This is a genomic window from Streptomyces sp. NBC_01622 (genome assembly GCF_045209635.1).
Lineage (GTDB): Bacteria > Actinomycetota > Actinomycetes > Streptomycetales > Streptomycetaceae > Streptomyces.
The window spans coordinates 10,948,844-10,971,126 of sequence record NZ_CP109293.1 but is presented as its reverse complement, the minus strand read 5'-3'; the positions used below and the strand labels follow the sequence as shown (position 1 = coordinate 10,971,126).

Annotated in this window: 19 protein-coding genes; 12 read left to right on the top strand and 7 right to left on the bottom strand. The window is 70.4% G+C overall.

Annotation, left to right across the window (positions count from 1 at the left end; translation table 11 throughout):
• Nucleotides 1-4: 4 nt before the first annotated feature.
• On the bottom strand, nt 5-463 hold the full coding sequence (locus OH768_RS50705; protein ID WP_406464147.1) for an Imm21 family immunity protein: 459 nt from the start codon (nt 461-463) through the stop codon (nt 5-7).
• Between the two features lie 415 nt (nt 464-878).
• On the opposite strand from OH768_RS50705, the gene OH768_RS50700 reads away from it, so the two are divergent.
• Entirely contained in the window at nt 879-1,610 is a 732-nt protein-coding gene (locus OH768_RS50700; RefSeq protein WP_406464146.1) for a GPR1/FUN34/YaaH family transporter, read from the top strand.
• 31 nt (nt 1,611-1,641) lie between these two features.
• Complete coding sequence (locus OH768_RS50695) at nt 1,642-3,435, top strand: CocE/NonD family hydrolase (RefSeq protein WP_406464144.1); 1,794 nt, start codon at nt 1,642-1,644, stop codon at nt 3,433-3,435.
• Nucleotides 3,436-3,472: 37 nt separating this feature from the next.
• Here the strand turns inward: OH768_RS50695 and OH768_RS50690 are convergent, their stop codons facing one another.
• Nucleotides 3,473-4,159 carry a TetR/AcrR family transcriptional regulator gene (locus OH768_RS50690; RefSeq protein ID WP_406464143.1) on the bottom strand — a complete coding sequence of 229 codons (687 nt, stop codon included), beginning with the start codon at nt 4,157-4,159 and terminating at the stop codon, nt 3,473-3,475.
• Nucleotides 4,160-4,307: 148 nt separating this feature from the next.
• Between OH768_RS50690 and OH768_RS50685 the strand changes: the two genes are divergently transcribed.
• The gene (locus tag OH768_RS50685; RefSeq protein ID WP_406464141.1) at nt 4,308-5,333 is read left to right on the top strand and encodes a LacI family DNA-binding transcriptional regulator; all 1,026 of its coding nucleotides are present in this window, start codon (nt 4,308-4,310) and stop codon (nt 5,331-5,333) included.
• On the opposite strand, the gene OH768_RS50680 is transcribed toward OH768_RS50685, so the two are convergent.
• Complete coding sequence (locus tag OH768_RS50680; RefSeq protein WP_406464139.1) at nt 5,316-9,266, bottom strand: glycosyl hydrolase; 3,951 nt, start codon at nt 9,264-9,266, stop codon at nt 5,316-5,318. The two genes, OH768_RS50685 and OH768_RS50680, sit on opposite strands and share 18 nt — an antisense overlap.
• Nucleotides 9,267-9,485: 219 nt before the next feature.
• Here OH768_RS50680 and OH768_RS50675 point away from each other — a divergent pair, with 219 nt between their 5' ends.
• Nucleotides 9,486-10,775 (top strand): MFS transporter, encoded by a 1,290-nt coding sequence (locus OH768_RS50675; RefSeq protein ID WP_406464138.1) that lies wholly within the window; start codon nt 9,486-9,488, stop codon nt 10,773-10,775.
• A 74-nt stretch (nt 10,776-10,849) separates the two neighbouring features.
• Nucleotides 10,850-12,319: an arabinose isomerase gene (locus tag OH768_RS50670; RefSeq protein ID WP_406464137.1), complete on the top strand. Its 1,470-nt coding sequence runs from the start codon at nt 10,850-10,852 to the stop codon at nt 12,317-12,319.
• Nucleotides 12,320-12,330: 11 nt separating this feature from the next.
• On the opposite strand, the gene OH768_RS50665 is transcribed toward OH768_RS50670, so the two are convergent.
• Nucleotides 12,331-12,597 (bottom strand): DUF6959 family protein, encoded by a 267-nt coding sequence (locus tag OH768_RS50665; RefSeq protein ID WP_019068189.1) that lies wholly within the window; start codon nt 12,595-12,597, stop codon nt 12,331-12,333.
• Nucleotides 12,598-12,686: 89 nt separating this feature from the next.
• Nucleotides 12,687-13,352: a DUF6629 family protein gene (locus OH768_RS50660; RefSeq protein WP_406464136.1), complete on the bottom strand. Its 666-nt coding sequence runs from the start codon at nt 13,350-13,352 to the stop codon at nt 12,687-12,689.
• A gap of 274 nt (nt 13,353-13,626) precedes the next feature.
• Here OH768_RS50660 and OH768_RS50655 point away from each other — a divergent pair, with 274 nt between their 5' ends.
• Nucleotides 13,627-13,842, top strand: a complete 216-nt coding sequence (locus tag OH768_RS50655) for a DUF4177 domain-containing protein (protein WP_019056094.1) — start codon at nt 13,627-13,629, stop codon at nt 13,840-13,842.
• A gap of 184 nt (nt 13,843-14,026) precedes the next feature.
• Here the strand turns inward: OH768_RS50655 and OH768_RS50650 are convergent, their stop codons facing one another.
• Nucleotides 14,027-15,034, bottom strand: a complete 1,008-nt coding sequence (locus tag OH768_RS50650) for a LacI family DNA-binding transcriptional regulator (protein ID WP_406465772.1) — start codon at nt 15,032-15,034, stop codon at nt 14,027-14,029.
• A gap of 164 nt (nt 15,035-15,198) precedes the next feature.
• Here OH768_RS50650 and OH768_RS50645 point away from each other — a divergent pair, with 164 nt between their 5' ends.
• From OH768_RS50645 to OH768_RS50620, 6 genes are all read left to right on the top strand, one after another.
• Complete coding sequence (locus OH768_RS50645; RefSeq protein ID WP_406464135.1) at nt 15,199-16,008, top strand: ATP-binding cassette domain-containing protein; 810 nt, start codon at nt 15,199-15,201, stop codon at nt 16,006-16,008.
• Nucleotides 16,005-17,066, top strand: a complete 1,062-nt coding sequence (locus OH768_RS50640) for an ABC transporter permease (RefSeq protein WP_359615267.1) — start codon at nt 16,005-16,007, stop codon at nt 17,064-17,066. The genes OH768_RS50645 and OH768_RS50640 overlap by 4 nt, the downstream gene beginning before the upstream one ends.
• 52 nt (nt 17,067-17,118) lie before the next feature.
• Entirely contained in the window at nt 17,119-18,120 is a 1,002-nt protein-coding gene (locus OH768_RS50635; protein WP_406464133.1) for an ABC transporter substrate-binding protein, read from the top strand.
• Nucleotides 18,121-18,233: 113 nt separating this feature from the next.
• Entirely contained in the window at nt 18,234-19,679 is a 1,446-nt protein-coding gene (gene argG, locus OH768_RS50630) for an argininosuccinate synthase (RefSeq protein ID WP_359615263.1), read from the top strand.
• A 145-nt stretch (nt 19,680-19,824) separates the two neighbouring features.
• Complete coding sequence (locus OH768_RS50625; protein WP_406465770.1) at nt 19,825-20,886, top strand: M20/M25/M40 family metallo-hydrolase; 1,062 nt, start codon at nt 19,825-19,827, stop codon at nt 20,884-20,886.
• Between the two features lie 108 nt (nt 20,887-20,994).
• Nucleotides 20,995-21,528 (top strand): TerD family protein, encoded by a 534-nt coding sequence (locus OH768_RS50620; protein ID WP_406464132.1) that lies wholly within the window; start codon nt 20,995-20,997, stop codon nt 21,526-21,528.
• Here the strand turns inward: OH768_RS50620 and OH768_RS50615 are convergent.
• Nucleotides 21,494-22,222 (bottom strand): hypothetical protein, encoded by a 729-nt coding sequence (locus OH768_RS50615; RefSeq protein WP_406464130.1) that lies wholly within the window; start codon nt 22,220-22,222, stop codon nt 21,494-21,496. The two genes, OH768_RS50620 and OH768_RS50615, sit on opposite strands and share 35 nt — an antisense overlap.
• Between the last annotated feature and the right edge of the window lie 61 nt (nt 22,223-22,283).

Here is a 22,283-nt window from a genome sequence, read left to right as displayed (position 1 = left end):
TCGATCAGGCGGACGACTCGGCGGGCAGCAGGTGGACCAGGCCGACCCGGTGCCCCTCGTCCGCCTTGACATGGACGGCCCGAACTCTCCAGCGGCCGGCGGGCAGCGGGACCGGCGCCTCGGCGGGCAACCCGCCACCGGGATACTCGACACCCAGGTCGGCACCCGCTTCGGCGGAGTCCATGAGCACGGCCGGGCCGTCCGACACCCATGCGCCGCACTCTTCCCACGGGGTGACGGGGTCCGCGAGCACCGCCGCCCTCAGGCCGACCTCGGAATCGGCGCCGAACCACCGCAGGAAGGCTCGGCGCTCCGGCAGATAGCGACTGCCGGCCGGTTCGTCCGCCGGCACCAGTGCCTGCGCACCGCTGCGGCCGACAACTATCAAGGGCCCGCCCATCGACTCCACCCAGACAGGGGAGGTGGGTGACACATCGGTGGCGGCGGGCGAGATCGAGTCCATGCCGCCAGTGTGCCCGCGCCCACTGACAACGCCCCCAGAAGGCGCACCGGCACCCGGGACAGGCATGGCCCAGCCACTCGGTGCGAACATTTCCTGCCACCTCCCCCTCTGCCGCCCCCGAGGACACTGACCCTCGTCGTTTCGGAGAATATATCTCCACTTTCTTCGGCCCCGGAAGCCCCGCGTCCCGCCCCTCCGGGACGAACGGTGGAAACCTCTTCCCACCTGGGGCGATGCCGGCGCCGAGATGACCTCCGCGCTACGAACCGCAGCCATCGAGGCCGCGCAGAGCGCGTTTTCCACTTCGGTTCGATCCCTTGACAGCCTCAACCGGGCGTTCACAAACTACCGACCATTCGGTTGACGGGCCCGGGTCGGACGCCCCGGCTGTCGACATTCCAGAAGGGTGATCACCATGACTGACGTGTCGCTTCACGATGCCCAGAGCCCGCCGGTGCCCACCGGCACCACCTCCCACATCGGTCACGCGACAGCCGTGGGAGCGGCCGGGTTCGCGTGGTGCTCGCTGATCCTGGGCCTGCACACCGCCGGCGTCATCGACGCGGCCGACGGCACGATCGTGCTGGCGGGGACCTTCTTCTACGGCGGCATCGTCCAACTCGTCGCGGGCTTCTTCGCGTTGGCGGCCGGGGCGACCTTCGCGGCCTCCTTCCTGACGGCGTACGGGGCGTTCTGGCTCGGCTACACCGTCATCGAGTTCTGGGCGGCACCGCACATCGCGGGCAACGCGGCAGCCGCGGCGAAAGCTCATGGGGCCACCGCGGAGGCCGCGGCGGCCCAGGGCGGTCACGCGGTGATGCAGTCGCTGGGGCTGTTCCTGCTCGCCTGGCTCGTCGTCACGCTGGTCTTCGCCGTCGCGAGTCTGGGCACCAACGCGGTGACCGTGACCGCGTTCGCCCTGCTGACGCTGACGATCGTGCTGCTGGTGGTCGCCTACCTGGGGGCTTCGAGTGCGGGCGTCCCGAGCGATTCGGTGCTGCACAGCGCCGGCTATGTCGAGATCGCCCTGGCCGCCGTCGCCTTCTATCTGGTGCTGGCCGAGCTGACCAACGAGGTGCGCGGACGCATCGTGTTCCCGCTCTTCGCCCTGAACCGCGGCCAACAGGCCGTCCCGCAGACGGCGTGACGAGGAATCCTTCCCCACCTCAAGGAGCCGCATGAAGAAGTCCAAGGCAAGAGACCGGCTGAAGTCGCCCCACGGGTACTCCGCGCTCGGCAGCACCGCCGCGGTGCTCCTCCTGGTCGCGGCCGGGCAAACGACGGCCACCGCCCTCCCCGCGCACGCGGCCACCTGGCAGCCACCCGCCGCCACCTACACGGCGAGCGCGCCCGTGCACACCACCGTCACCATGGACGACGGTGTGAAGATCGCCGTCGAGGTCGTCTATCCGACCGACCCGAGCACCGGCGCACGCGCCTCGGGCCCGTTCCCCGTACTCCTCACCCAGAACCCCTACGGCACCCAGCGCTCCGACCCCACGGACAGCGGCACCTTTTTCGTGCAACGGGGCTACATCTACGTGGCCTCCGCGGTGCGCGGCACCGGCGAGTCCGGCGGACAGCTCGACTGGTTCGGCGACCGGCAGGGCAAGGACGGAGCCGACCTCGTCGACTGGGCGGCCCATACGCTGTCGGGGTCCAACGGCAAGGTGGGGCTTGACGGTTGCTCCTACCTCGGGGTGAACCAGTGGTTCACCGCTGCGGCCGTGGGCAAGAACTCCGCGCTCAAGGCCATCACACCGTTCTGCACCGACTCGGACTTCTACAGCGACCTCACCGCCAACGGCGGTATCCCCACCCCGTTCGTGGCCGGCATCGCCCAGGCCGAGCCGCGCGGCCCCGAGGACGATCCCGCCACCGACCCGCAGTCGGTGACCATCGCCCAGCAGGCCTCGGGCGGTTCACGCTCGTACGACGACGCCTACTGGCAGGCCCTCGACGTACAGAAACTCATGCCACGGATCGTGGCCAACGACATTCCGGCGCTGTCCGAGGCCGGCTGGAACGACCTGTTCCCCGGCGGAAACCTGGGCGCCTATGTGGCGGCCCAAAACGCCTACTACCACCGGCCGTTGACGGATCCGATCGCGTCGGGCGAGCCCGTCACCGGCCGCTACCAGGCGATCGTCGGGCCCTGGACGCACGGAGAACACGTCAACGAGGCGACGCTGCAGGCCATTCGCCTGGAATGGTTCGAGACCTGGCTCAAGAACGCGCCCACGGACATGGCCGACACCTCGACTCCCCTGCACCTGTTCGAGAACGGCGCGAGCGGCTGGGTCGACAGCGCCGCCTGGCCGCTGTCCTCCGACGCCCGTACCTACTACCTCGGCGACAGCTCCCTCGCTACCAGCAAGCCGACCGGCCAAGGGAGCGACACCCTCACCTGGAGTGCGGCGACCGCGGCGAACACGCTGACCTACACCAGCGCCCCGCTCACCAAGGCCGCCCTGCTGGACGGCCCGACCGACGTCACTCTGTACGCCGGCTCGACGACACCGGAGACCGAACTCTCGGCCAAGCTGAGCATCGTCGCGCCGGACGGGACGGTGACCAAGCAGGCCGACGGAATCCTCCTGGGCAGCCAGCGCGCGCTGGACACCCAGGAGAGCTGGTACGGCGGGAACGGCACCCTGCTCAAACCGAGCCACCCGTTCACTCAAACGTCGCAGCGCCCGGTGACCCCGGGGCGGACCACCCGGTACGACATCTCGCTCCTGTCCAACTTCACCAGGATTCCGGCGGGTTACCGCATCCAGATCAGCATCAACAGCCAGCCACCGGCGGACTTCCACTTCGCCGTCGCCCCGACCCCGCAGGAGTCGGCGAACCTGGCCGGCGGCGTCTACACGATCGAACGCTCCCCACAGGCCGCCTCATTCGTCAACCTGCCCCTGACGACGCCGAGTTCCGCGACGCCCAGCGGCGAGAACTGGGGACCGTCCTCCTGACAACACGGATGGCAGGTCTGTACGTACGGCAGACCTGCTACTCCTGTGTCGGGGCCGGCCGGACCAGCCCCATCACCTGCTCCACCGTGTCGTTGCCCAGGCTCGGTGTCGTCAGGGGAAGGTTGTCGGGACGCTGCCGGACGCCGTTCAGCAGGATCTCGATGCAGCGCCGCCAGATGTCGGGCCGCCTGCCCTGGGTGAACTGACTGGCGGCGCTCAGCATCTCCACCATGACGGGGATGTCGGAGGGAGTGATCTCCGGGCGCAGGTCCCCGCTCTCCTGGGCCCGCCGGATCAAGGCCTCCAGAAAGGGGAGCATGCCGCCCCGCGCGGTCTCCAAGGGCTCGGAACTGTGACTGCCCAGCATGATCACTTCGTGCAGGCCGCGATTCTCGGCGAGATCGGCCCCCATCTCCGTGAGGAAGTCGGCGAACCCCTGCCACGGGTCCGGATGGACGAGCGCCCGCTCGGCGGACTCCTGCCGGATCTCCAGATCCTGCTTGAACAGGGCCCGTACGAGGGAGTCCTTGTCGGGAAAGCGCCGATACACGGTGCCGACTCCGACGCCCGCGTGCCGGGCCACGTCGTCGAGCGTGACCCCCAGCCCGTGCTGACCGAAGACCTCCCGCGCGGCACGCAGGATCTTCTCCCGGTTGAGGGCGGCATCGCGCCTCAGCGGGCGGTCGCCCTCAACCGGACCATCAGCCCCAACACCCTCAGCCATGCCGCCATGCTAGCCGCGTTGATCACGGCCGGGTTTACGTTCGGCGTCCCGCACTCCGCGAAAAACGTTCCAACACCCATCGAGGTAGACTTTCCGCGCCCATGAGGACCGTGTCGTGCCTGGTCGCGCGGCTGTCAGAGCGAGGGGGGTGGACGTCATCCAGGTTCGCCCCGCCCGTATTCAGGATGTCGCGGCCGCCGCGGGAGTCTCGGTGTCCACGGTGTCGAACGTCCTGAACCGGCCGGAGCGGGTCAACGCCCGCACCGCCGAGCGGGTCCGTGACGCGGTCGCCGCCCTCGACTACGTGCCGCATCCGGGAGCCGCCGGTCTGCGCACCGGGCACTCGTCCTCGATCGGGCTGGTGCTGCCCGATGTGGCCAACTCCTTCTACTCGCGCATCGCCCGGGGCGCGGCCGACGCGGCCTACGACCACGGCTACTCGCTCGTGCTCTGCGACAGCGGAGACGACCCCGAGCGGGAGCAGGGCTACTTCACGATGCTGATCGAGCAACGGGCCGTCGGGGCGGTGGTGGTCCCGCTCGGCGCCGATCCCACCCGCCTCACCCGGCTGCGCGAACGCGGCATCCCGCTGGTGCTCGCGGACCGCGCGCTGTCGGCCCAGGACGGCTGTTCCGTCTCCGTCGACGACATCGCCGGCGGCCGGATCGCCGTACAACATCTCCTGGACAGCGGGGCGCGCGACATCCTCGTGGTGAACGGCGAGCGCGGGATCGTGCAGTGCGCGGACCGCCACCAGGGCGCCCGCCAGGCCGTCCGCACCCAGCGCGAGGCGCGGCTGCGCCAGATCGTCGCCGACGAGATGACGGTCGCGTACGGCCTGGAGATCGCCCATGGCCTCGACGAACTGCCCGACGGCGTCTTCTGCACCAACGACTTCCTCGCCGCCGGGCTGTGCCGTGGACTGGGTGAGCGGGGGGTGCGCATACCGGAGGAAGTGCAGGTGGTCGGCTACGGCGACCTCGACATAGCGAGCTTCGTGGGGACGACCCTGACGACGGTACGGCAGCCGGTCGAGGAGCTGGGCCGGGCGGCCGTGGGGATGCTGCTCGACGAGGTGGAGGCCCGCGCCGAACACGCCCACGAGACAAGGGTGTTCGCCCCCGACCTCGTCCTGCGCGACTCCACGCGGCCCCCGTCAGACCGGAGTTCGTAGCGTCACGGGGCCCATCAGTCCGGACGGGAGCTGGGACGGGAAGGCCCATGCGGTGGGGGTGGCCTCCGCCAGGTAGGGGGCGAGAGTGTTGTTGACCGTCACGTCCAGACGGATCGTCCGCCCTGCGGCACCCAGGAGTTGAAAGCGGTAAGGGGGACAGAACGCCTCGCCGGCGCACTCCCCATCAACAGCGATCGACACGCTGCCGCGCACCCGCCCGAGGTCCAGCACCGGGTCCGCCCCGGCCGGCACCTCCACCTCCCGCGAGTACGTCACCCCACCGCTCCAGCCGCTCAGCCCCAGCAACTGCCAGTCCCCCAGCGGAAATCGCGCCGGTACGGTACGGACGCACAGCGGCCCGCGCCAGGCGGACCCGCCCCGCAGGACCGCCGTGGGCTCGGTGACGATCTCCAACTCCGTTGCCTGCGGCAGTGGTTGTTCCAACATCAGCGTCTCTCCGTCGAGCGGCCTCTCACCACCGCCACCGACCCGCACCCTCGCCGCCAACTCCAGCGGCAGGTCCAGCGATACGGTGCCCGGCGGCACGGTGAAGCGGAAGCGCTGCGCGCGGGGCCGGACGGTGTCCGTCGACCTCAGGGGCAGTACGGCGGTGCCGAACACCGGTGCGCCGGTCAGCCATTCCGTCTCCGGCAACGGATGCGGTCGTACGGCCGCGTAGCAGTGCTGCAACTCCCCCCACCTGCCGTCGTGTTCGACGGTCCGACCGCTCCACTCCCCTGTCTCGGCCTCCCAACCGGCCCCGCTCGTCAGGGAGTTCACCGCGGATCCAGCGCGGGCCACGCAGTCGACGAACACCGCCTCGCGCGGGCGCACGGCGTCGGCCACCACCTCCAGTACGTGTTCGCCTTCCTCCAGGGCGAGTTGGTGGCGGAAGAACATCGGTACGGCGCCCCAGTCGGACTCGTAGTACTCCGCCTTCTCCTGGCGTGCGACGACCACCCCGTCCAGCCGTACGGTGACACCCACCGCGGCACCCACGACGAGTACCGCCTCTCCAGCGGCGTGCAGACGCCCTCGATACGTCACCCCGCCGTACGGTCGTACGTCCTCGGGCAGGCACATGAACTGTGGGCGCGAGGTGAATCCGTCCGGTCGGGTCAGGCAGAAGTAGCTGCCCAGGGGTGTGCCCGCGGTGCCGGAGATCAGCAGCGGTCTGTCCTGGGCGTCGGCCAGCTCGTATTCGAGGACGTTGCGGGGCCGTCCGACCGTCACGCGTGCGGTGGTGAGGTATCCGGTGGCGGCGTCGAGGAGTTCGCCGTTCCACCACACCCGTTTGACGGCCGCGGCTCCCACGTGCAGATCGGCGGGTCCGCGGTGGTCCGTCTCGACGATCGTCCGGACCCTGGCGACCGTCCCGGGTCCGGGCACGGGGACGCGCACGAACTCCTCGGTCACCAGCCCCTTGTTGCCGAGCAGGCCGTCCGGCTCCGGGATCCCTCGGCTCGACGAGTACAGGGAGACATGCCAGTCCTCGTCCGAGGAGGTGAGGGGGAGCGTGTCGGCGAGGACCCGTTCGACACCGGGCCCGTCGAGTGGCTCGGGTGCCCGGACGGCGGGTGTCGGAGGCAGGACGCGGACCCGGTTGCCGTAAGTCGCCCGTGTGGGTTGCCAGTTGGCGTCTGGACCGTCCGTCTCGGTCCAGTGCGTGGTCCAGATCTGCGGTGCGGCTACGGACGAGCCCGCCGGGAGTGCCAGGTCGCCCCAGGTGTTGTCCATGGTGGGGACCAGGCGGCCTTCCCAGCCGTCCGAGAGGTCGATCGTCCGCTCCGGGCTCGGTGGCGATGCGGCCGCCTGGGATGTCCGTGGGGTGCCTTCGCGCCATACGACCAGGACGGCGGGGGCGCCGTTCAGTGGCACCGCGATGGTCGAGCGGCCGTCGCGGACCGTGATGTCCGCCTGCTGTCTGGTGCCGGTCGCCGGGTTCCAGATCTCGGCCTCGGCGACCTCGGCGTGCACGGTGACGGTCGAGTGGCGGGCGTAGCGGGCGGGGTCCGCCCCGTGGTTGGCGTCTCCCGGCAGCGTGCGGGCGTCGGGGAAGGCGCCCGTCACCAGGGCCACCGCCTCGACTCCCTTTCTCCTGACGAGCAGGGGCACCTCGCCGGTCGCGTGTCCGGCGTTGTCCGCCACCGTCGCCGCACCGTCCTCGGCGTCGCTCGCCCGCTCCAGTCGCGGGTGCTTCAGCAGGGCCGCGACCACGGAGTCGTCACCGGCCAGTCCGGCGGCCGACGCGGGCGGGCGGCCCACGACCACCACCCGGCCGCCGGCGTCGAGGAGTTCGGTCAGCCGGCGTGCCGTCTCCTCCTCCAGGACGCTCGCCGAGGGCAGCAGCACGGCGCGGTACGCCAAGTCCCCTACGCGCAGGGCGCCTTCGGTGGCCGTGGCGCGCTGCACGGAGGCGTCGTCGATGACGTCGTAGGAGATGCGGTGGCGGTCCAGTGAACCGACGTGCGGGCCGAGCCAGTTGTTCGTGCCGCACAGGCCGAGATAGTGCTCCTGGGTCTCGTCGACGTCGGCGTGGTCGTCGCCGAGGCGGCCGTCGCCGAAGTGGTGGACGGGTGCGTCGAGCGGGAGGAGGGCCTGCACGGTGGCGGTGGGATGGAGGACCGCGACGTCGGCGCTGTAGGTGCCCCAGGACATGATCGAGCAGATGCGGGCGACGGCGCGGGAGAACGCCGGGTACTGCTGCCAGTAGGGCTGGCGCCAGTCGGTGGACGGCGGTGCCCACTCGAACCAGCCGCCCGCGGTGCCGAAGTAACTGGCGTGCGGGTTGTACAGGTTGGCGCCGCTGCGCAGGAACGGCAGCAGCCAGTCGTAGGTGTCGGCGAGGGTGCCGCCCCAGCCGGAGGAGTGGAACGCCTCGATCCAGACGCGCTCGTGGCCGTAGAGGTGGGCCATGGAGGAGTGGACCTTGGAGTCGCCGTGGTGGTCGCTGCCGACGGCGCCGTACCAGCGGTGGGTGCGGAAGTAGTCGGTGTAGATCTGTGTCGACTGGGCCGGGAACCCGGCTCGCGCGGGGTTGCTCTGGTCGGCTCCGACGAGCATGCCGCGTTCCTCGTGCCAGGCCGCGAGGGGTTTGAAGAGGGCCTCTTCGGTGAGCTCGGCGCGGACGGCGTAGTAGTCGGCGCGGATCTTCGCCGCGCGGGCGTCCGCCGGACCGAACAGGGCCGGCAGATGGTCGAGCAGGTCGTAGCCGCGGCGGGTGCGGAACTCCTCGGGGAAGCCTGGGCTCCAGGAGTTCGTGGCGGGCAGTTCGTCCTGGAAACTGCCCGCGATGACGTTGCCCAGGTACTCGGGGACCCGGCGGTCGTACTCGTGGTGGACGGCGTCCAGCAGCAGTTCCCCGGCGTGCGGGGAGAGGTAGTCGAAGGCCGTGGGGACGGCGACGACGAGCCGTACGTCCGTGCCGTCCGCTGCGGCGATCCGGAAGAGGCCGGAGTCGAGAGCTGCGGGCAGCCGACGGCCCGTCAAGTCGTAGGCGGCGACGAGGGTTTCGGCACCCTGTGGGGCGACCGTGCCACCCGAGACAGTGGCCCAGCGGGAGCGCAGTGCGCGGCCGGTGGCCGCCAAGTGCCGTCGGGTGACCGCGCCTTGGACGTTGGCGCCGGAGAAGCCGATCTGGTCGTAGAACCACAAGCGGGTGCCGATGTCCCGGGCGATCCGGCAGGTGTGGGTGAAGCGGTCCCACCACTCCTCGCCGAACCACGGCGGGTCGTCGGTCCGGGCGCCGAAACTCGGGCCTGCCGGGGCGAGGTTGATCACCACGAGGTTGTGGACGCCGCCGTCGGCGAATCTGCGCAGTTGCCAGTCGAGACGCTCGCGGGTGACCTTGGCGCCGGACCACCACCACAGCGGGGTGGGGCCGAAGTCCCGGGGCGGGGCGTCGAAGAGCTGGTGGAGCGCGGGAGAGATCACGTCGGCGGTCCTTCCGGGTGCGGCTCGGTCACCCATACGGATCAAAAACGTTTTTGGTCGACTCAGTCGTCTGCCACCTGCAATGTTGGCACCGGTGGCGGGGAGCGGGAAGAAGGCTGACACTTCTTCACGCCGAATGGCGCAAGGGGGCTTGTTGGAACGTTTTCCGAACCCTATATTCACTGCGACCCCGGCCCCGGAGCCGCGAGGAGCCGCATCATGAGCCGATTCCTACCCGCTGCCGAGGTACACCCGGAGCAGCCCATCCCGAAGCACTTGTGGAAGGTCGCGGCCCTCTCGGGCATGGCCTCCTACCTGGACGCCGCGCTCATCGTCAGCATCGCCGTCAACCTGGCCATCTACCGCGACAGTTACGACATGGGCGTGTGGATGGCCGGGGCGATCAGCGCGATCGTCACCGGCTGTATCGCCGTCGGCTCCCTCGTCGGCGGCCGGCTCGCCGACCTGTTCGGGCGCCGCCGCGTCTACAACCTGGACATCCTCTGCTACGCGGTGGGCGCGATCGTCATCACGCTGGCGCCGAACGACATCGTGCTCTTCGTCGGCGTGCTCGTCGCGGGGCTGGCGGCCGGTGCCGATCTGCCGACGTCCCTGGCCGTGGTCTCGGACGCCGCGCCGCCCGAGGGCCGGGCGCGTCTGGTGTCCTTCACCCAGGTCATGTGGGTGCTGGGCATCGTCGTCGTGATCTTCCTCGGCTATCTCCTGTCCGACACGGGCCTGACCGGGGCGCGGTTCATCACCGGCCATCTGGTCGTCGCCGCACTGGTCACCTGGCAGCTCCGCTCCCGTCTGGAACTGCCCGACGAGCCGGCCGAGGAGGAGGTGGCGCAGGAGGCCGTGCCGCGCGGCATCGAGCTGAAGAACATCTGCAACCGCGCCGCGCTGCTGCCGATGGTCGCGACCTTCGTCTACTACGTCACCTGGGGCATCGGCGCCAACACCTTCGGCCAGTTCGGCACTTACCTGCTGGTCACGGTCAGCGGTGCCTCGCAGAGTCTGGCCACCGGGATCAACCTGGCGTTCCTGCCCATCGCGTTGGTGCTGACGTTCGTCTTCGTCCGGCTCGCCGACACCGCCTGGCGCGACCGGCTCTTCTATGTGTTCACGGTCGTGCAGGTCGTCGCCTTCTGCATCGCCTCCCTCACTGCCGGTGCCCTCGTCGGCATGCTCGTGTTCTTCGTGCTGTACCAGATCTCCAACCCCTTTGCCGGGGAGGCCAGTTACAAGGTGTGGTCGCAGCTGACGCTGCCCCCGGACACCCGCGGCACCACACAGGGCCTCACCTACGCCCTGTCGCGCGGGGTCTTCGCGGGCGTCGCGTTCGTCACGCCCGCCCTGATGGACTACAGCGCCTCCCTCCTGCTCTGGTCGATAACCCTCTGCATGGCGGCGTCGGGCGTCGCGGGCGTGTACGTCATCCATGTCCTCATCCGGCGTTCCCCCGACACCGCCACCGCTCCGGCGAGTCTGGGCGTGGCCCGGACCTGACGCGGACCCCGGGCACGGCCCGGACCTCAAACAGGTCCCAGATTCCGTACCGGTCCCCGGAAGGACACCGCACCATGGCAACGACCGAACCCACCACCGTGACCGCGGAACGCACCGCCGCCCTGCGGGAGTTGCTGCCCCCGGTGACCCGCCGCCGGACCCGGATCGGACTGGTGGCGGGCGGACTCGGCACCTACTGGCCGCAATTCCCCGACCTCCTCCCGCAGTTGCAGGAGTCGTCCGCCTATGTGGCCGGCCGCTTCCGGCAGTTGGACGCGGAGGTGACGGACGTCGGCTTCATCTCCGACGCCGCGGAGGGGGCGGTAGCCGCCGAGCAACTCAGGCGCGCGGACTGCGACTTGATCGTGCTGTTCCTGACGACGTACCTGACCTCGTCGATGGTGCTGCCGATCGCCCAGCGCGCGCACACCCCCGTCCTGGTCATCGACCTCCAGCCGTCCGAGCGGATGGACCACGCCTCCTTCGACACGGGCGCCTGGCTCGCGTACTGCGGACAGTGCCCGGTGCCCGAGGTCGGCAACGTCTTCCGGCGGGCCGGCATCCCCTTCCGGTCGGTGTCGGGCTGGCTGCGCCAGGAGTCCGCCTGGCGGCGCATCGAGCAGTGGGTCCGGGCCGCGCGGGTCCGGGCCGCGCTCCGGCACGCCCGGCACGGTCTGATGGGGCATCTGTATCCCGGCATGCTCGACGTGTCGACCGATCTGACGCTGCTCCCGGCGACGTTCGGCTCGCATGTCGAGGTGCTGGAGTTCGACGATCTACGGCAACGCGTGGAGCGGGTGAGCGAGACCGAGACCCGTGAGCGGACGGCTCTGGCCCGGCGGATCTTCGCCGTGGACGGCAGCGTGGTCGACGAGGACCTCGCGTGGGGGGCCACCGTGTCGGTCGCGCTGGACCGGCTCGTCGAGGACTTCGGCCTCGACACCCTCGCCTACTACCACCGCGGTCTCGACGGCGAACTGCACGAACGGCTCGGCGCCGGCATGATCCTGGGTGCCTCCCTGCTCACCGCCCGGGGTGTGCCGGCCGCCGGTGAGTACGAACTGCGCACCAGCCTGGCCCAGTTGGCGACGCAGAGCATCGGTGCCGGGGGGTCCTTCACCGAGATCCAGGCCCTCGACTTCGAGGACGGGGTGGTGGAGATGGGGCACGACGGGCCCGCGCACCTCGCGGTCAGTGCCCGTGACCCGCTGCTGCGCGGCCTGGGCGTCTACCACGGCAAGCGCGGCTGGGGCGTCAGCGTGGAATTCGACGTCCAGCACGGTCCCGTGACCCTTCTCGGCCTCGGCCAGGACGCCGACGGCTCCCTGTCGTTCATCACGTCCGAGGGCAGCGTCGTACCCGGACCGCTGCTCGCGATCGGCAACACCACCAGCCGTGTCGACTTCGGCCGTGATCCCGGTGAGTGGGTCGACGCGTGGAGCGCCACCGGCGTGGGCCACCACTGGTCCCTCGCCCTCGGCCACCACTCCGCCGACTTCCGCGCCGCCGCGAGCCTGCTGGGCATCGAGCACCGGGAGGTGTGAGGGCGGTCGGGTCAGTAGGGCGCCTGGATGCTGTGGTTCGCCAGCGCCACGGAGTAGCGGGTCAGCAGTGCGTCGAGGCCGGCCAGCAACAGCCCCGCGGACTCACCCGCCTCGGCGAGGTCGCCGCGCTCGCAGGCCTCCACCACCTCGGCCACATCGCTGCGGAGTATGTGCAGGGAGTCGCCCTGGATCAGCACACCGGGGAACCGGCGACCGGGCAGACGGACCACGGCGTCGTTCCCGCCGTCAGTGAACAGCTCTACGTCAACGCGTTCCATGGCGCCATCCAACCCGACAGCACCGCCCGACATCAACGAAGTTGTACGCAGGGCACTTTGAACCCCGCTGGACTCGCGCCCCGTCCTCGTCACGGTCGTGCGGACCGGCCGCCCGACACATCGGCGTACGACCGCTTCCCCGGCTGCCCGTCCCGGCCGCGCACCCAGAAGAACAGGACCACCGAGGACAGCGCGGCGACCGCGCACCAGGTCGAGACGAACTCCAGCTCCCACAGCGTCCAGCAGACGAGCGCGCCGACCGCGATCAGGATGCCCAGCCCCAGCAGCCCTCGGTCACCGGACAGGAGCAGTGAGCCGACCGTCGCCACGAGGTAACCAGCGATGACCAGTTGAGGGTGGGAGAGGTTGACGACGTACCCGACGGTGTGGCCGCGGATCTCGGACGTCACCGGGTGCGCGACGAGGGCGTAGGCGAGTGCCACGGCCGTGGCCGCCCCGATCGCCAGCAGTACGGCGAGCCGGGGCCGGGCCTGTGGTGGCGCGGCGCACCACACAGCCGCGGGAACCCACACCGCCACCAGCGGCAGGGCGATGACTGCCCAGGTGACGGTGGCGGCACCGGCGCCTCCGCCGGCCGCCCACACCAGCGACTCGACGATCTGGTGGATGCCGAGCAGCCACGGCAGGGTGGCCAGCGGCAGATCGGCCGGCCGACGGGTCCGGGCCACACAGGCCACGCCTACGGCGAGGACGCCGGCGCCCGCGACGAGATCGGCCTTCGCACTCCAGCACATCGCTCCCCCACGTGATCGGTCCGCATCCGCCTGCGCCACTGTTCACGCTACGTCTCCGCCCCGCCGTGCGCCGGGTGGCACCACGGCCCTGACGCGCCGTGACGGCATACCCGCGCGCCCTTTCAATCCCCGGCCCGCTCAACGCACCTGTCCCCCGGCCCAGTTGACAGCCGTGCCCCGAAACCACCCCCGGCCTGCGCGCGAGCGTCCTGCCGTGATTGGCTGACCCAGCCCACCGCACACCGTGCGCACCGCACAGGAGGACATCGCAGCCATGAGCAACGCCTACACGTTCGAGTACAAGGTCGTCAGCTTCCGGGAGTCGCTGATCGGCGACGCGCTGGACAGCGACAAGCTGGAGAAGGTCCTGAACAAGCACGCCGAGGACGGCTGGGGCCTGAAGGCGATCACCGCCGCCGACGTCAAGGGCCGGATAGGTCCGGGCGCGGTCGAGGGCCTGCTCCTCACCTTCGAGCGGCCCCGCGCGTAGCGCCTGTCCGGCGGATCGGGGCGCAGGAGGGAAACAGCGACCGACCGGCGCCGGTGAGCGGGGCTTGGCACGTCCAGCTGCAAGGCGGAGGAGGGCGTGCCAGGCCCTGCGTCTGCGGCATGATCCGTCCGGACGGGCCCCGAGCGGTGGCCGGCTCCGTGCGCGGGGCAGGGGCCGGGAGCCGTCAGCGCCGGGGAGTCGTGGGCGGCGGACCGGGGCCCGGGATCTCCCCCGACCCGCGCGGGATCAGTTCGGTCGGCATGACGAGCCGGCGCGGCGGTGACACGTCCCCGTGGATGCGGGCGAACAGCAGGTGCGCGGCGCTCGTCGCGAGGGCGACCGGGTCCTGCGCGATGACGGTGACCGGCGGGGTCAGCTGCGCGGCCAGCGCGAAGTCGTCGAAGGCGATGAACGCGACGCCGGCGGGCAGCACCGGCAGCGCGCCCAGCGCGAGGACCTCGTTGCCCGCGAGCACGGCCGTGGGCGGCTCGGGCGCGGAGAGGATCGCGGCGACGGCCCGGGCGGCGTCCGCGCCGGAACCGAGTCCGTGCCGGACGAGCGCCGGGTCGGCGTCGATGCCCGCGGTGCTCAGGGCCGCCAGATAGCCGCGGTGCCGTTCGCCGAAGGTCCAGATCTCCCGTCTGTCGCCGAGGTAGCCGATACGGCGGTGGCCGTGCGCGACAAGATGGCGCACGGCCTGCTCCACCGCGCCGAAGTTGTCCACCACGACGGTGTCCACGTCCAGGCCCGGCGCCGCCCGGTCCACGCACACGATCTTCGTGCCCCGCGCCTGCGCCGGGCGCAGGAAACGGTGGCTGCCCGCGGCCGGGGTGAGGATCAGACCGTCGACGCGGCGGGCGGTGAACGCCGCGACGACCTCCCGTTCGCGGTGCGGGTCGGCGCGGCTGGAGCCGATGAGGACCATGTTGCCGCGCCGGTGGGCGATGTCCTCGATGGCCGAGGCGACGGCGGCCATGAAGGGGTCGGCAACGTTGTCCACCATCAGTCCGATGGTCTGGCTCAACTGGTCCGTACGGCGCAACTGCCGTGCCACGTCGTCGCGTTGATAGCCCAACTTGCGGACCGCCGCCTCGACGCGAGCGGCGGTGCGGGGCGCCACGCCCGCCTCACGGTTGACCACCCGGGACACCGTCATCACGCTCACGCCCGCTTCCGCGGCCACGTCTTTCATCCTGGGACGACTGGCCACGCCACGTCCTCCAGATCTCGTCGCGCGCGACCGGACCGACGGGCCGACGGCGTGCGCCCGAACCGTGTCCGTCCCGACCCTTGACGCCCACTCATGGGCCTCCCAGAATCGACGAACTGTTAACGATACCAACCAGAAAGCACAGCATGGCCTCTGCAAGGGAACCACTTCTCGCGGCACACGGCGTGGTCAAGCGTTTCGGCCATGTCCAGGCGCTCACGGGCGCCGACTTCACGGCGTACGCCGGTGAGGTCGTCGCACTGATCGGTGACAACGGTGCCGGCAAGTCGACGTTGGTGAACGTACTTTCCGGTGTGCTCACCCCGGACGAGGGCGAGGTGCGCCTGGAGGGGGTGCCGGTCCGGTTCACGGGGCCGATGGACGCGCAACGGCGCGGAGTCGAGACCGTCTACCAGGATCTTTCGCTGGCGCCCGATCTGGACGCGGCGGCCAATCTCTACCTCGGCAGGGAACTCGTACGCGGGGGTCTGCTCGGCCGCCTGGGTGTGCTCGACCGGCCCACGATGCGGCGGGAGGCGATCGCGGCCTTCGGTGAACTGGGAGTCGAACTGAAAGATGTGACGGCTCCTGTGACAACGTTGTCGGGAGGGCAGCGGCAGTCGGTGGCCGTCGCCCGCGCGGTCGCCTTCGCCAACAAGGTCATCTTCATGGACGAACCGACCGCCGCCCTGGGCGTGGTCCAGCGCGCCCGGGTCCTGGAGACCGTGCGCAGGGTCGCCGACCGGGGCATCTGCGTCGTCCTCATCAGCCACAACATGCCCGAGGTGCTGTCGGTCGCGGACCGGGTCGAGGTGCTGCGGCTGGGCCGCCGGGTCGCCTCGTTCACCGCGGCCGACGCCACGATCGAGAAACTCGTCGGCGCCATGACCGGATCACTGGACGAGCCCGCGCACAACGGGAACCACGGCGCGACCGAAGCGGAGGACGGCCGATGAGCGCCAACAGCCAGGACATCAAGCCGGCGGCCAAGGCGCCGGACGTGCCCCCGTCCGACGGCGGAAGGTTCGCCGTACCCCCGTGGCTGCGACGGGCCGCCGGCATCAGCGAGTTGTGGACCTTCGTGATCCTCGTCGCGCTGGTCGCGTTCTTCACCATCGCGGCGCCGGGCAAGTTCTTCACGCAGTACGACCTCACCCAGATCGCGGTGAACGCGGCCATCTATCTGGTGCTCGGCGTCGGCATGACGTTCGTGATCATCACCGCGGGCATCGACCTGTCGATCGGCTCGGTGCTGGTGCTGGCGGCGGTCGCGGCGGGCGAGTACAACATCCACCACGGCGGGCCCGCCTCCAGTTGGGGCACGGTCGCCGTCTGTGTCGTCATCGCCCTTGCGGTGGGCGCGGGTTGGGGCGCGTTGCAGGGGGCGGTGGTGGCGACCGGGAAGGTGCCCCCGCTGATCGTGACCCTGGGCGGTCTGGGCGCGGCGCTGGGCATCGCCGAGCTCGCCACCGGCGGCCAGGACCCGGCGGGTGCCGCCGCCACCCACCTCCAGAACAGCCTGGGCTTCGGCAAGTTGGCCGGCATCCCGTGGATGGTGATCCTGGCTGCGGTGGTCACCGCCCTGTTCGGCGCGGTGCTCGGCGCCACGAGGTTCGGCAGCCACACCCTGGCGATCGGCTCCAACCCGACCGCCGTCCGGCGCGCGGGCATCCCGGTGGGCCGCCATCTGATCATGGTGTACGGCCTGATGGGCCTGCTGGCCGGTCTCGGCGCGGTGATGTGGCTGGCCTCGTACGGGACGACGTCCATCGCCGGGCACTCCACCGACAACCTGAAGGTGATCACCGCGGTGGTCCTGGGCGGTACCAGCCTGTTCGGCGGGCGTGGCTCCGTACTCGGCACGGTGATCGGTGTGTTCATCCCCGCCGTGCTGACGACCGGGCTGATCGTCATCGGTGTGCAGCAGTACTGGCAGGACGTCGCCGTCGGTGTCGTCCTGGTGGCGGCCGTCTACATCGACCAGATGCGCAGGAAGACCCGAGAGCGCGCATGACCCCCTCCCCGACCTTCGCCCCAACCCTCGTATGACCCTGGAGGACAGCCTTATGTCGAGCATTCGCATCACGCGCAAAGTACTGGTCGCCGCGGGCACCGTGCTGGTCCTGACCGGCGCCGCCGCCTGCAGTTCGTCGAGCGACAGCGGCGGTTCGGGGTCGAAGGGGGGTGCCTCCGGGAAGAAGGTCCGGCTGATCACCGGCGTGAAGAGCGACCCCTTCTACATCACCATGACCTGTGCGGCGCAGACCGAGGCCAAGGCCAAGGGCATGGACTTCTCGGCGGACGGTTCCGCGCAGTGGGACGTGTCGGTGCAGCGGCCCCTCCTCGACTCGGTGGCGGCGTCCCGGCCCGACGGACTGCTGATCTCGCCGGTCGACGTCAGCGCGCTCACCCCGTCGCTGAAGCAGATCCAGTCTGCGGGGACCAAGGTCGCCCTGGTCGACACCACGGTCACCGACTCCTCGATCGGTATGACCCGGATCTCGTCGGACAACGAGAAGGGCGGCCGGGTGGCGGCCGACGCGCTCGCCAAGCTGATGAACGAGAAGGGCTCGGCGATCGTCATCAGCGTCAAGCCCGGTGTCTCCACCACGGACGCCCGTATCAAGGGCTTCACCGAGGAGATGAAGAAGTACCCGGACATCAAGATGCTGCCCACGCTCTACGACAACGACCTGCCGGCCACCGCGGCCTCCCAGATCCAGTCGACGCTGGCGGCCCATCCCGACCTGGGCGGTGTCTTCGCGGGCAACACCAACACCGGTACCGGCATAGCCACCGGTCTCAAGCAGGCCGGCAAGCAGGGCACGGTGAAGGTCGCCGCGTTCGACGCCGAGCCGGACGAGGTCGCCTCCCTCAAGGCGGGCACCCTCCAGGTGCTGGTCGCGCAGGACCCGGCGGCGATCGGCAAGGAGGCCGTCGACCAGCTCGCCGCGGCCTTCGAGGGCAAGTCGGTCCAGAAGTCGATCGGCACCAACATGGTCGCCATCACCAAGGCGAACATGGACCAGCCCGAGATCAGCAAGTACTTCTACAAGGCAGGCTGCTGACCGGCCCGCGACCACAGGTTCTGCCGGGCACCCCGCCCCTTCCGGGGTGCCCGGCAGAACTGCTCCAGAAGGGGGACTTTGCATGACCATGCGCGAGCGTGCATAATCTTCCTATGTCTAAGGTCCTCACCTCCCTCCCCACCGGCGAGCGCGTCGGCATCGCCTTCTCGGGCGGACTCGACACCTCCGTCGCGGTCGCCTGGATGCGCGACAAGGGTGCCGTCCCCTGCACCTACACCGCCGACATCGGCCAGTACGACGAGCCCGACATCGCCTCGGTGCCCGGCCGCGCGCAGGCCTACGGCGCCGAGATCGCGCGTCTGGTCGACTGCCGTGCGGCGCTGGTCGAGGAGGGCCTGGCCGCGCTGACCTGCGGGGCGTTCCACATCCGCTCCGGCGGGCGCGCCTATTTCAACACCACCCCGCTGGGCCGTGCCGTCACCGGCACCCTGCTGGTCCGGGCGATGCTGGAGGACGACGTCCAGATCTGGGGCGACGGCTCGACCTTCAAGGGCAACGACATCGAGCGGTTCTACCGCTACGGCCTGCTCGCCAACCCGCATCTGCGGATCTACAAGCCCTGGCTGGACGCGGACTTCGTGACCGAGCTCGGCGGCCGCAAGGAGATGTCGGAGTGGCTGCTCGCGCACGAGCTGCCCTACCGCGACAGCACGGAGAAGGCGTACTCCACCGACGCCAACATCTGGGGCGCCACCCACGAGGCCAAGACGCTGGAGCACCTGGACACGGGTGTGGAGACCGTGGAGCCGATCATGGGCGTCCGCTTCTGGGACCCGTCGGTCGAGATCGTCACCGAGGACGTGACGATCGGCTTCGACCAGGGCCGCCCGGTGACGATCAACGGCAAGGAGTTCTCCTCCCCCGTAGACCTCGTCATGGAGGCCAACGCGATCGGCGGCCGGCACGGCCTGGGCATGTCCGACCAGATCGAGAACCGGATCATCGAGGCGAAGAGCCGCGGTATCTACGAGGCGCCCGGCATGGCCCTCCTCCACGCGGCCTACGAGCGGCTCGTGAACGCGATCCACAACGAGGACACCGTCGCCCAGTACCACAACGAGGGCCGGCGCCTCGGCCGTCTGATGTACGAGGGCCGCTGGCTGGACCCGCAGGCCCTGATGGTCCGGGAGTCCCTGCAGCGCTGGGTCGGCTCGGCGATCACCGGTGAGGTCACCCTGCGGCTGCGGCGCGGCGAGGACTACTCGCTGCTCGACACCGCAGGCCCGGCGTTCAGCTACCACCCGGACAAGCTGTCCATGGAGCGCACCGAGGACTCGGCGTTCGGCCCGGTCGACCGGATCGGCCAGCTCACCATGCGCAACCTCGACATCGCCGACTCCCGCGCCAAGCTGGAGCAGTACGCCGTGCTCGGTCTGATCGGCAGCGGCAACGCGGCGATCGGTGCCGCGCAGGCCGCCGCGACCGGCCTCATCGGCAGCATGCCCGAGGGCGGCGCCGAGGCCATCGCCTCCCGCGGCGAGGTCTCCGAGGACGAAGCGCTGCTGGACCGCGCCGCGATGGAGTCCGGCACGGACTGACCGAACTCCGGGGATCAGCACCGCCGTTGGACCGGTTCGACGCGTTCGCCGTCGGGCCGGCCCTTCGTCCGTCGGGTTGCGAACGGGCCCCACGTACCCTTCCCTCGTGACCACAAGCGAGACGGTCGGCCTGAGTGTCGACGCGATGATCGATGACCTCCGGACCCTCGTCGAGGTCGAGTCCCCCTCCCGTGACCTGGATGCCTTGCGGAAGTCGGCCGAAACCGTCGCCGCCGTGGTCGAGGCGCGGCTCGGTGGTCGGGTCGTACTCGTCGACAGTGAAGGCGGGCCGCACGTCCACTGGTCGGGCGGTGGCACACCCCGCGTGCTGATCCTCGGTCACCACGACACGGTGTTCCCGCTGGGCACTCTCGAGCGCCGCCCGTTCAGGGTCGAGGACGGGCACGCGACCGGCCCCGGTGTCTTCGACATGCTCGGCGGTCTGGTGCAGGCGATCCACGGGCTGGCGTCGCTCGACGACCGGTCCGGCGTCGAGATCCTGGTGACCGCCGACGAGGAGGTCGGCTCCCACTCCTCCCGGGCTCTGATCGAGGAACGCGCCCTCGCCTGCGGTGCCGTGCTGGTGGTCGAGGGTGCCGCCGACGGCGGGGGCGTGAAGACCGGCCGCAAGGGCTGCGGCACGTTCGAGGTGTCCGTCGCGGGCCGGGCCTCGCACGCGGGACTGGAGCCCGCCGCCGGGGTGAACGCGCTGGTCGAGGCGGCCCATCAGGTGCTGGCCATCGCGGAGTTGGGGCGGCCCGAGGTCGGTACGACGGTCACGCCGACCGTCGCGTCGGCGGGCACGCTGGACAACGTCGTACCGGCGGCGGCGACCGTCGTCGTGGACGTCCGGGTCGAGTCGGCCGAGGAGAAGGAGCGCATCGAGTCCGCGTTCGCGGCGCTGGTCCCGCGTCTCGACGAGGCCGTGATCACCGTACGGGGAAGTGTCGGTCGGCCGCCGATGCCGGAGTCGGCGGCGGCCGGACTGTTCGCGGCGGCGCGGCGGCTGCTGCCCGGTCTCGAGGGCAGGGCGGTCGGCGGTGGCAGCGACGGCAACTTCACCGCCGCGCTGGGAGTGCCGACGCTCGACGGGCTGGGCGCGGTCGGGGGCGGGGCGCACGCCGACCACGAGTATCTGGTCGTCGCGTCGATGGCCGAGCGGGCAAACCTCGTCGCCGGACTGGTGGACGCGATCCGGAGCGCTTGACCCCGGGCATGACAGGTCCGTTCGGCGGGCATCAACCGGCCGTCGAAGAGCGATACTTGACCATGCGGGGGATCGTCCCGTGATGGCCCGATTCGGAAGCGGCGATCAGTGAGCAGTGTCAGCAAGGTCATGGGGAAGGTCGAAGTACGACTCCGCTGGGATCCGAGTCCCTGGGGACAGCAGCCGCGCCATCTGGACATCGTCGCGGCGACCTACTCCTCCGACGCACCGCACGGACGCCCGGTGTACGTCGTCAACTCCGAGAGCCGCTCGCCGGACGGCACGATCAACATGAGCCGGCACAGCGAGAGCGGCCAGGGGTATGGCTACATGGAGGTGATGGTCCTCGAACTCGACCGGCTCGCCGCGTCCTTCGGGCGGGTGGTCGTGGGGGTGGCCATCCATCAGAACGGCGGGACGCGGACCTTCGGTGATCTGTCGCACGCCAGGGCGCTGGTCGTGGAAGGGTACAAGGAGCTGCTGTCGGACGACTTCACCGAGGTGAGCGGGTCCACCGCGGCGACGGTCGGGGAGTTCACCAAGGACGCCGCCGGCGCCTGGGAGTTCCGTCCGATGGTGCGCGGGTTCGACAGCGAGCCGGTCGGCTTCAGTGCGGAGATGGGCAGCGTGCCTCAGGCCTGACCGGCCGGTCCGCTTCGAAGTGCGGGAGCAGCGTGGCGACCGTAGGCCGCTTGTGGCGCAGTTCGTGGACCAGGCCCATGACGATTGCGGCGCTCACCGCGACGAGGTGCTCGCGGCCCGCCAGGTTGGGCTTCACGATCGACTCCCACACCATCGACCCGCCGGTGAGGAGGAAGACGATGGGCGCGCGGCGGACGACGGCGAGATAGGTGAAGAGTCCTACGACCGCGGCGGACGGCCCGGTGTCGAGGACGTGCCCGATCTCGGGGCGCAGTCCGATGCCCCCGCAGCCGGGCCCGATCAGGAGCATGACGCGCACGGTGAGAGTGCCGGCCAGTGTGGTCGCGTAGGCGACGACCAGGGTGCGGACCCGGCCCAGTGCCAGTTCGGCCAGCGCGAACGCCAGGAACAGCTGGGTGATGCCGGCCCACACGGGCAGGTCGAGGGCGGGCACGTACAGGGATATGGGGGTACGCAGCAGGGCGAGCCACAGGGGCAGGTCGCCCTGGACGCCGCCGACGTGCCGGACGATCGACGCGCCGGTCGGCCGCTGTGCCAGCGCGTGGAAGAAGATGACGCCGAAGGCGGCGACGAACGCCAGGGACATACCCGGCAGTCCGCGCCGCAGCAGCTGTCGTACGGGATCGACGACGATGCCCTGCCATTCACCCCGCAGTGTGCGCCAGATGAACACGCTCTCCCCACTCCCCCACCCTTGGACGAACACACGGATCGGAATCTAGCCCCCTGACGGG

Coding starts and splice junctions, on each gene's coding strand:
- OH768_RS50700 (WP_406464146.1), top strand. CDS start 879: ATGACTGACGTGTCGCTTCACGATGCCCAGAGCCCGCCGGTGCCCACC.
- OH768_RS50660 (WP_406464136.1), bottom strand. CDS start 13,352: ATGTGCTGGAGTGCGAAGGCCGATCTCGTCGCGGGCGCCGGCGTCCTC.
- OH768_RS50625 (WP_406465770.1), top strand. CDS start 19,825: ATGATCGATGACCTCCGGACCCTCGTCGAGGTCGAGTCCCCCTCCCGT.
- OH768_RS50650 (WP_406465772.1), bottom strand. CDS start 15,034: ATGAAAGACGTGGCCGCGGAAGCGGGCGTGAGCGTGATGACGGTGTCC.
- OH768_RS50695 (WP_406464144.1), top strand. CDS start 1,642: ATGAAGAAGTCCAAGGCAAGAGACCGGCTGAAGTCGCCCCACGGGTAC.
- OH768_RS50655 (WP_019056094.1), top strand. CDS start 13,627: ATGAGCAACGCCTACACGTTCGAGTACAAGGTCGTCAGCTTCCGGGAG.
- OH768_RS50705 (WP_406464147.1), bottom strand. CDS start 463: ATGGACTCGATCTCGCCCGCCGCCACCGATGTGTCACCCACCTCCCCT.
- OH768_RS50690 (WP_406464143.1), bottom strand. CDS start 4,159: ATGGCTGAGGGTGTTGGGGCTGATGGTCCGGTTGAGGGCGACCGCCCG.
- OH768_RS50670 (WP_406464137.1), top strand. CDS start 10,850: ATGGCAACGACCGAACCCACCACCGTGACCGCGGAACGCACCGCCGCC.
- OH768_RS50675 (WP_406464138.1), top strand. CDS start 9,486: ATGAGCCGATTCCTACCCGCTGCCGAGGTACACCCGGAGCAGCCCATC.
- OH768_RS50635 (WP_406464133.1), top strand. CDS start 17,119: ATGTCGAGCATTCGCATCACGCGCAAAGTACTGGTCGCCGCGGGCACC.
- OH768_RS50665 (WP_019068189.1), bottom strand. CDS start 12,597: ATGGAACGCGTTGACGTAGAGCTGTTCACTGACGGCGGGAACGACGCC.
- OH768_RS50645 (WP_406464135.1), top strand. CDS start 15,199: ATGGCCTCTGCAAGGGAACCACTTCTCGCGGCACACGGCGTGGTCAAG.
- argG (WP_359615263.1), top strand. CDS start 18,234: ATGTCTAAGGTCCTCACCTCCCTCCCCACCGGCGAGCGCGTCGGCATC.
- OH768_RS50640 (WP_359615267.1), top strand. CDS start 16,005: ATGAGCGCCAACAGCCAGGACATCAAGCCGGCGGCCAAGGCGCCGGAC.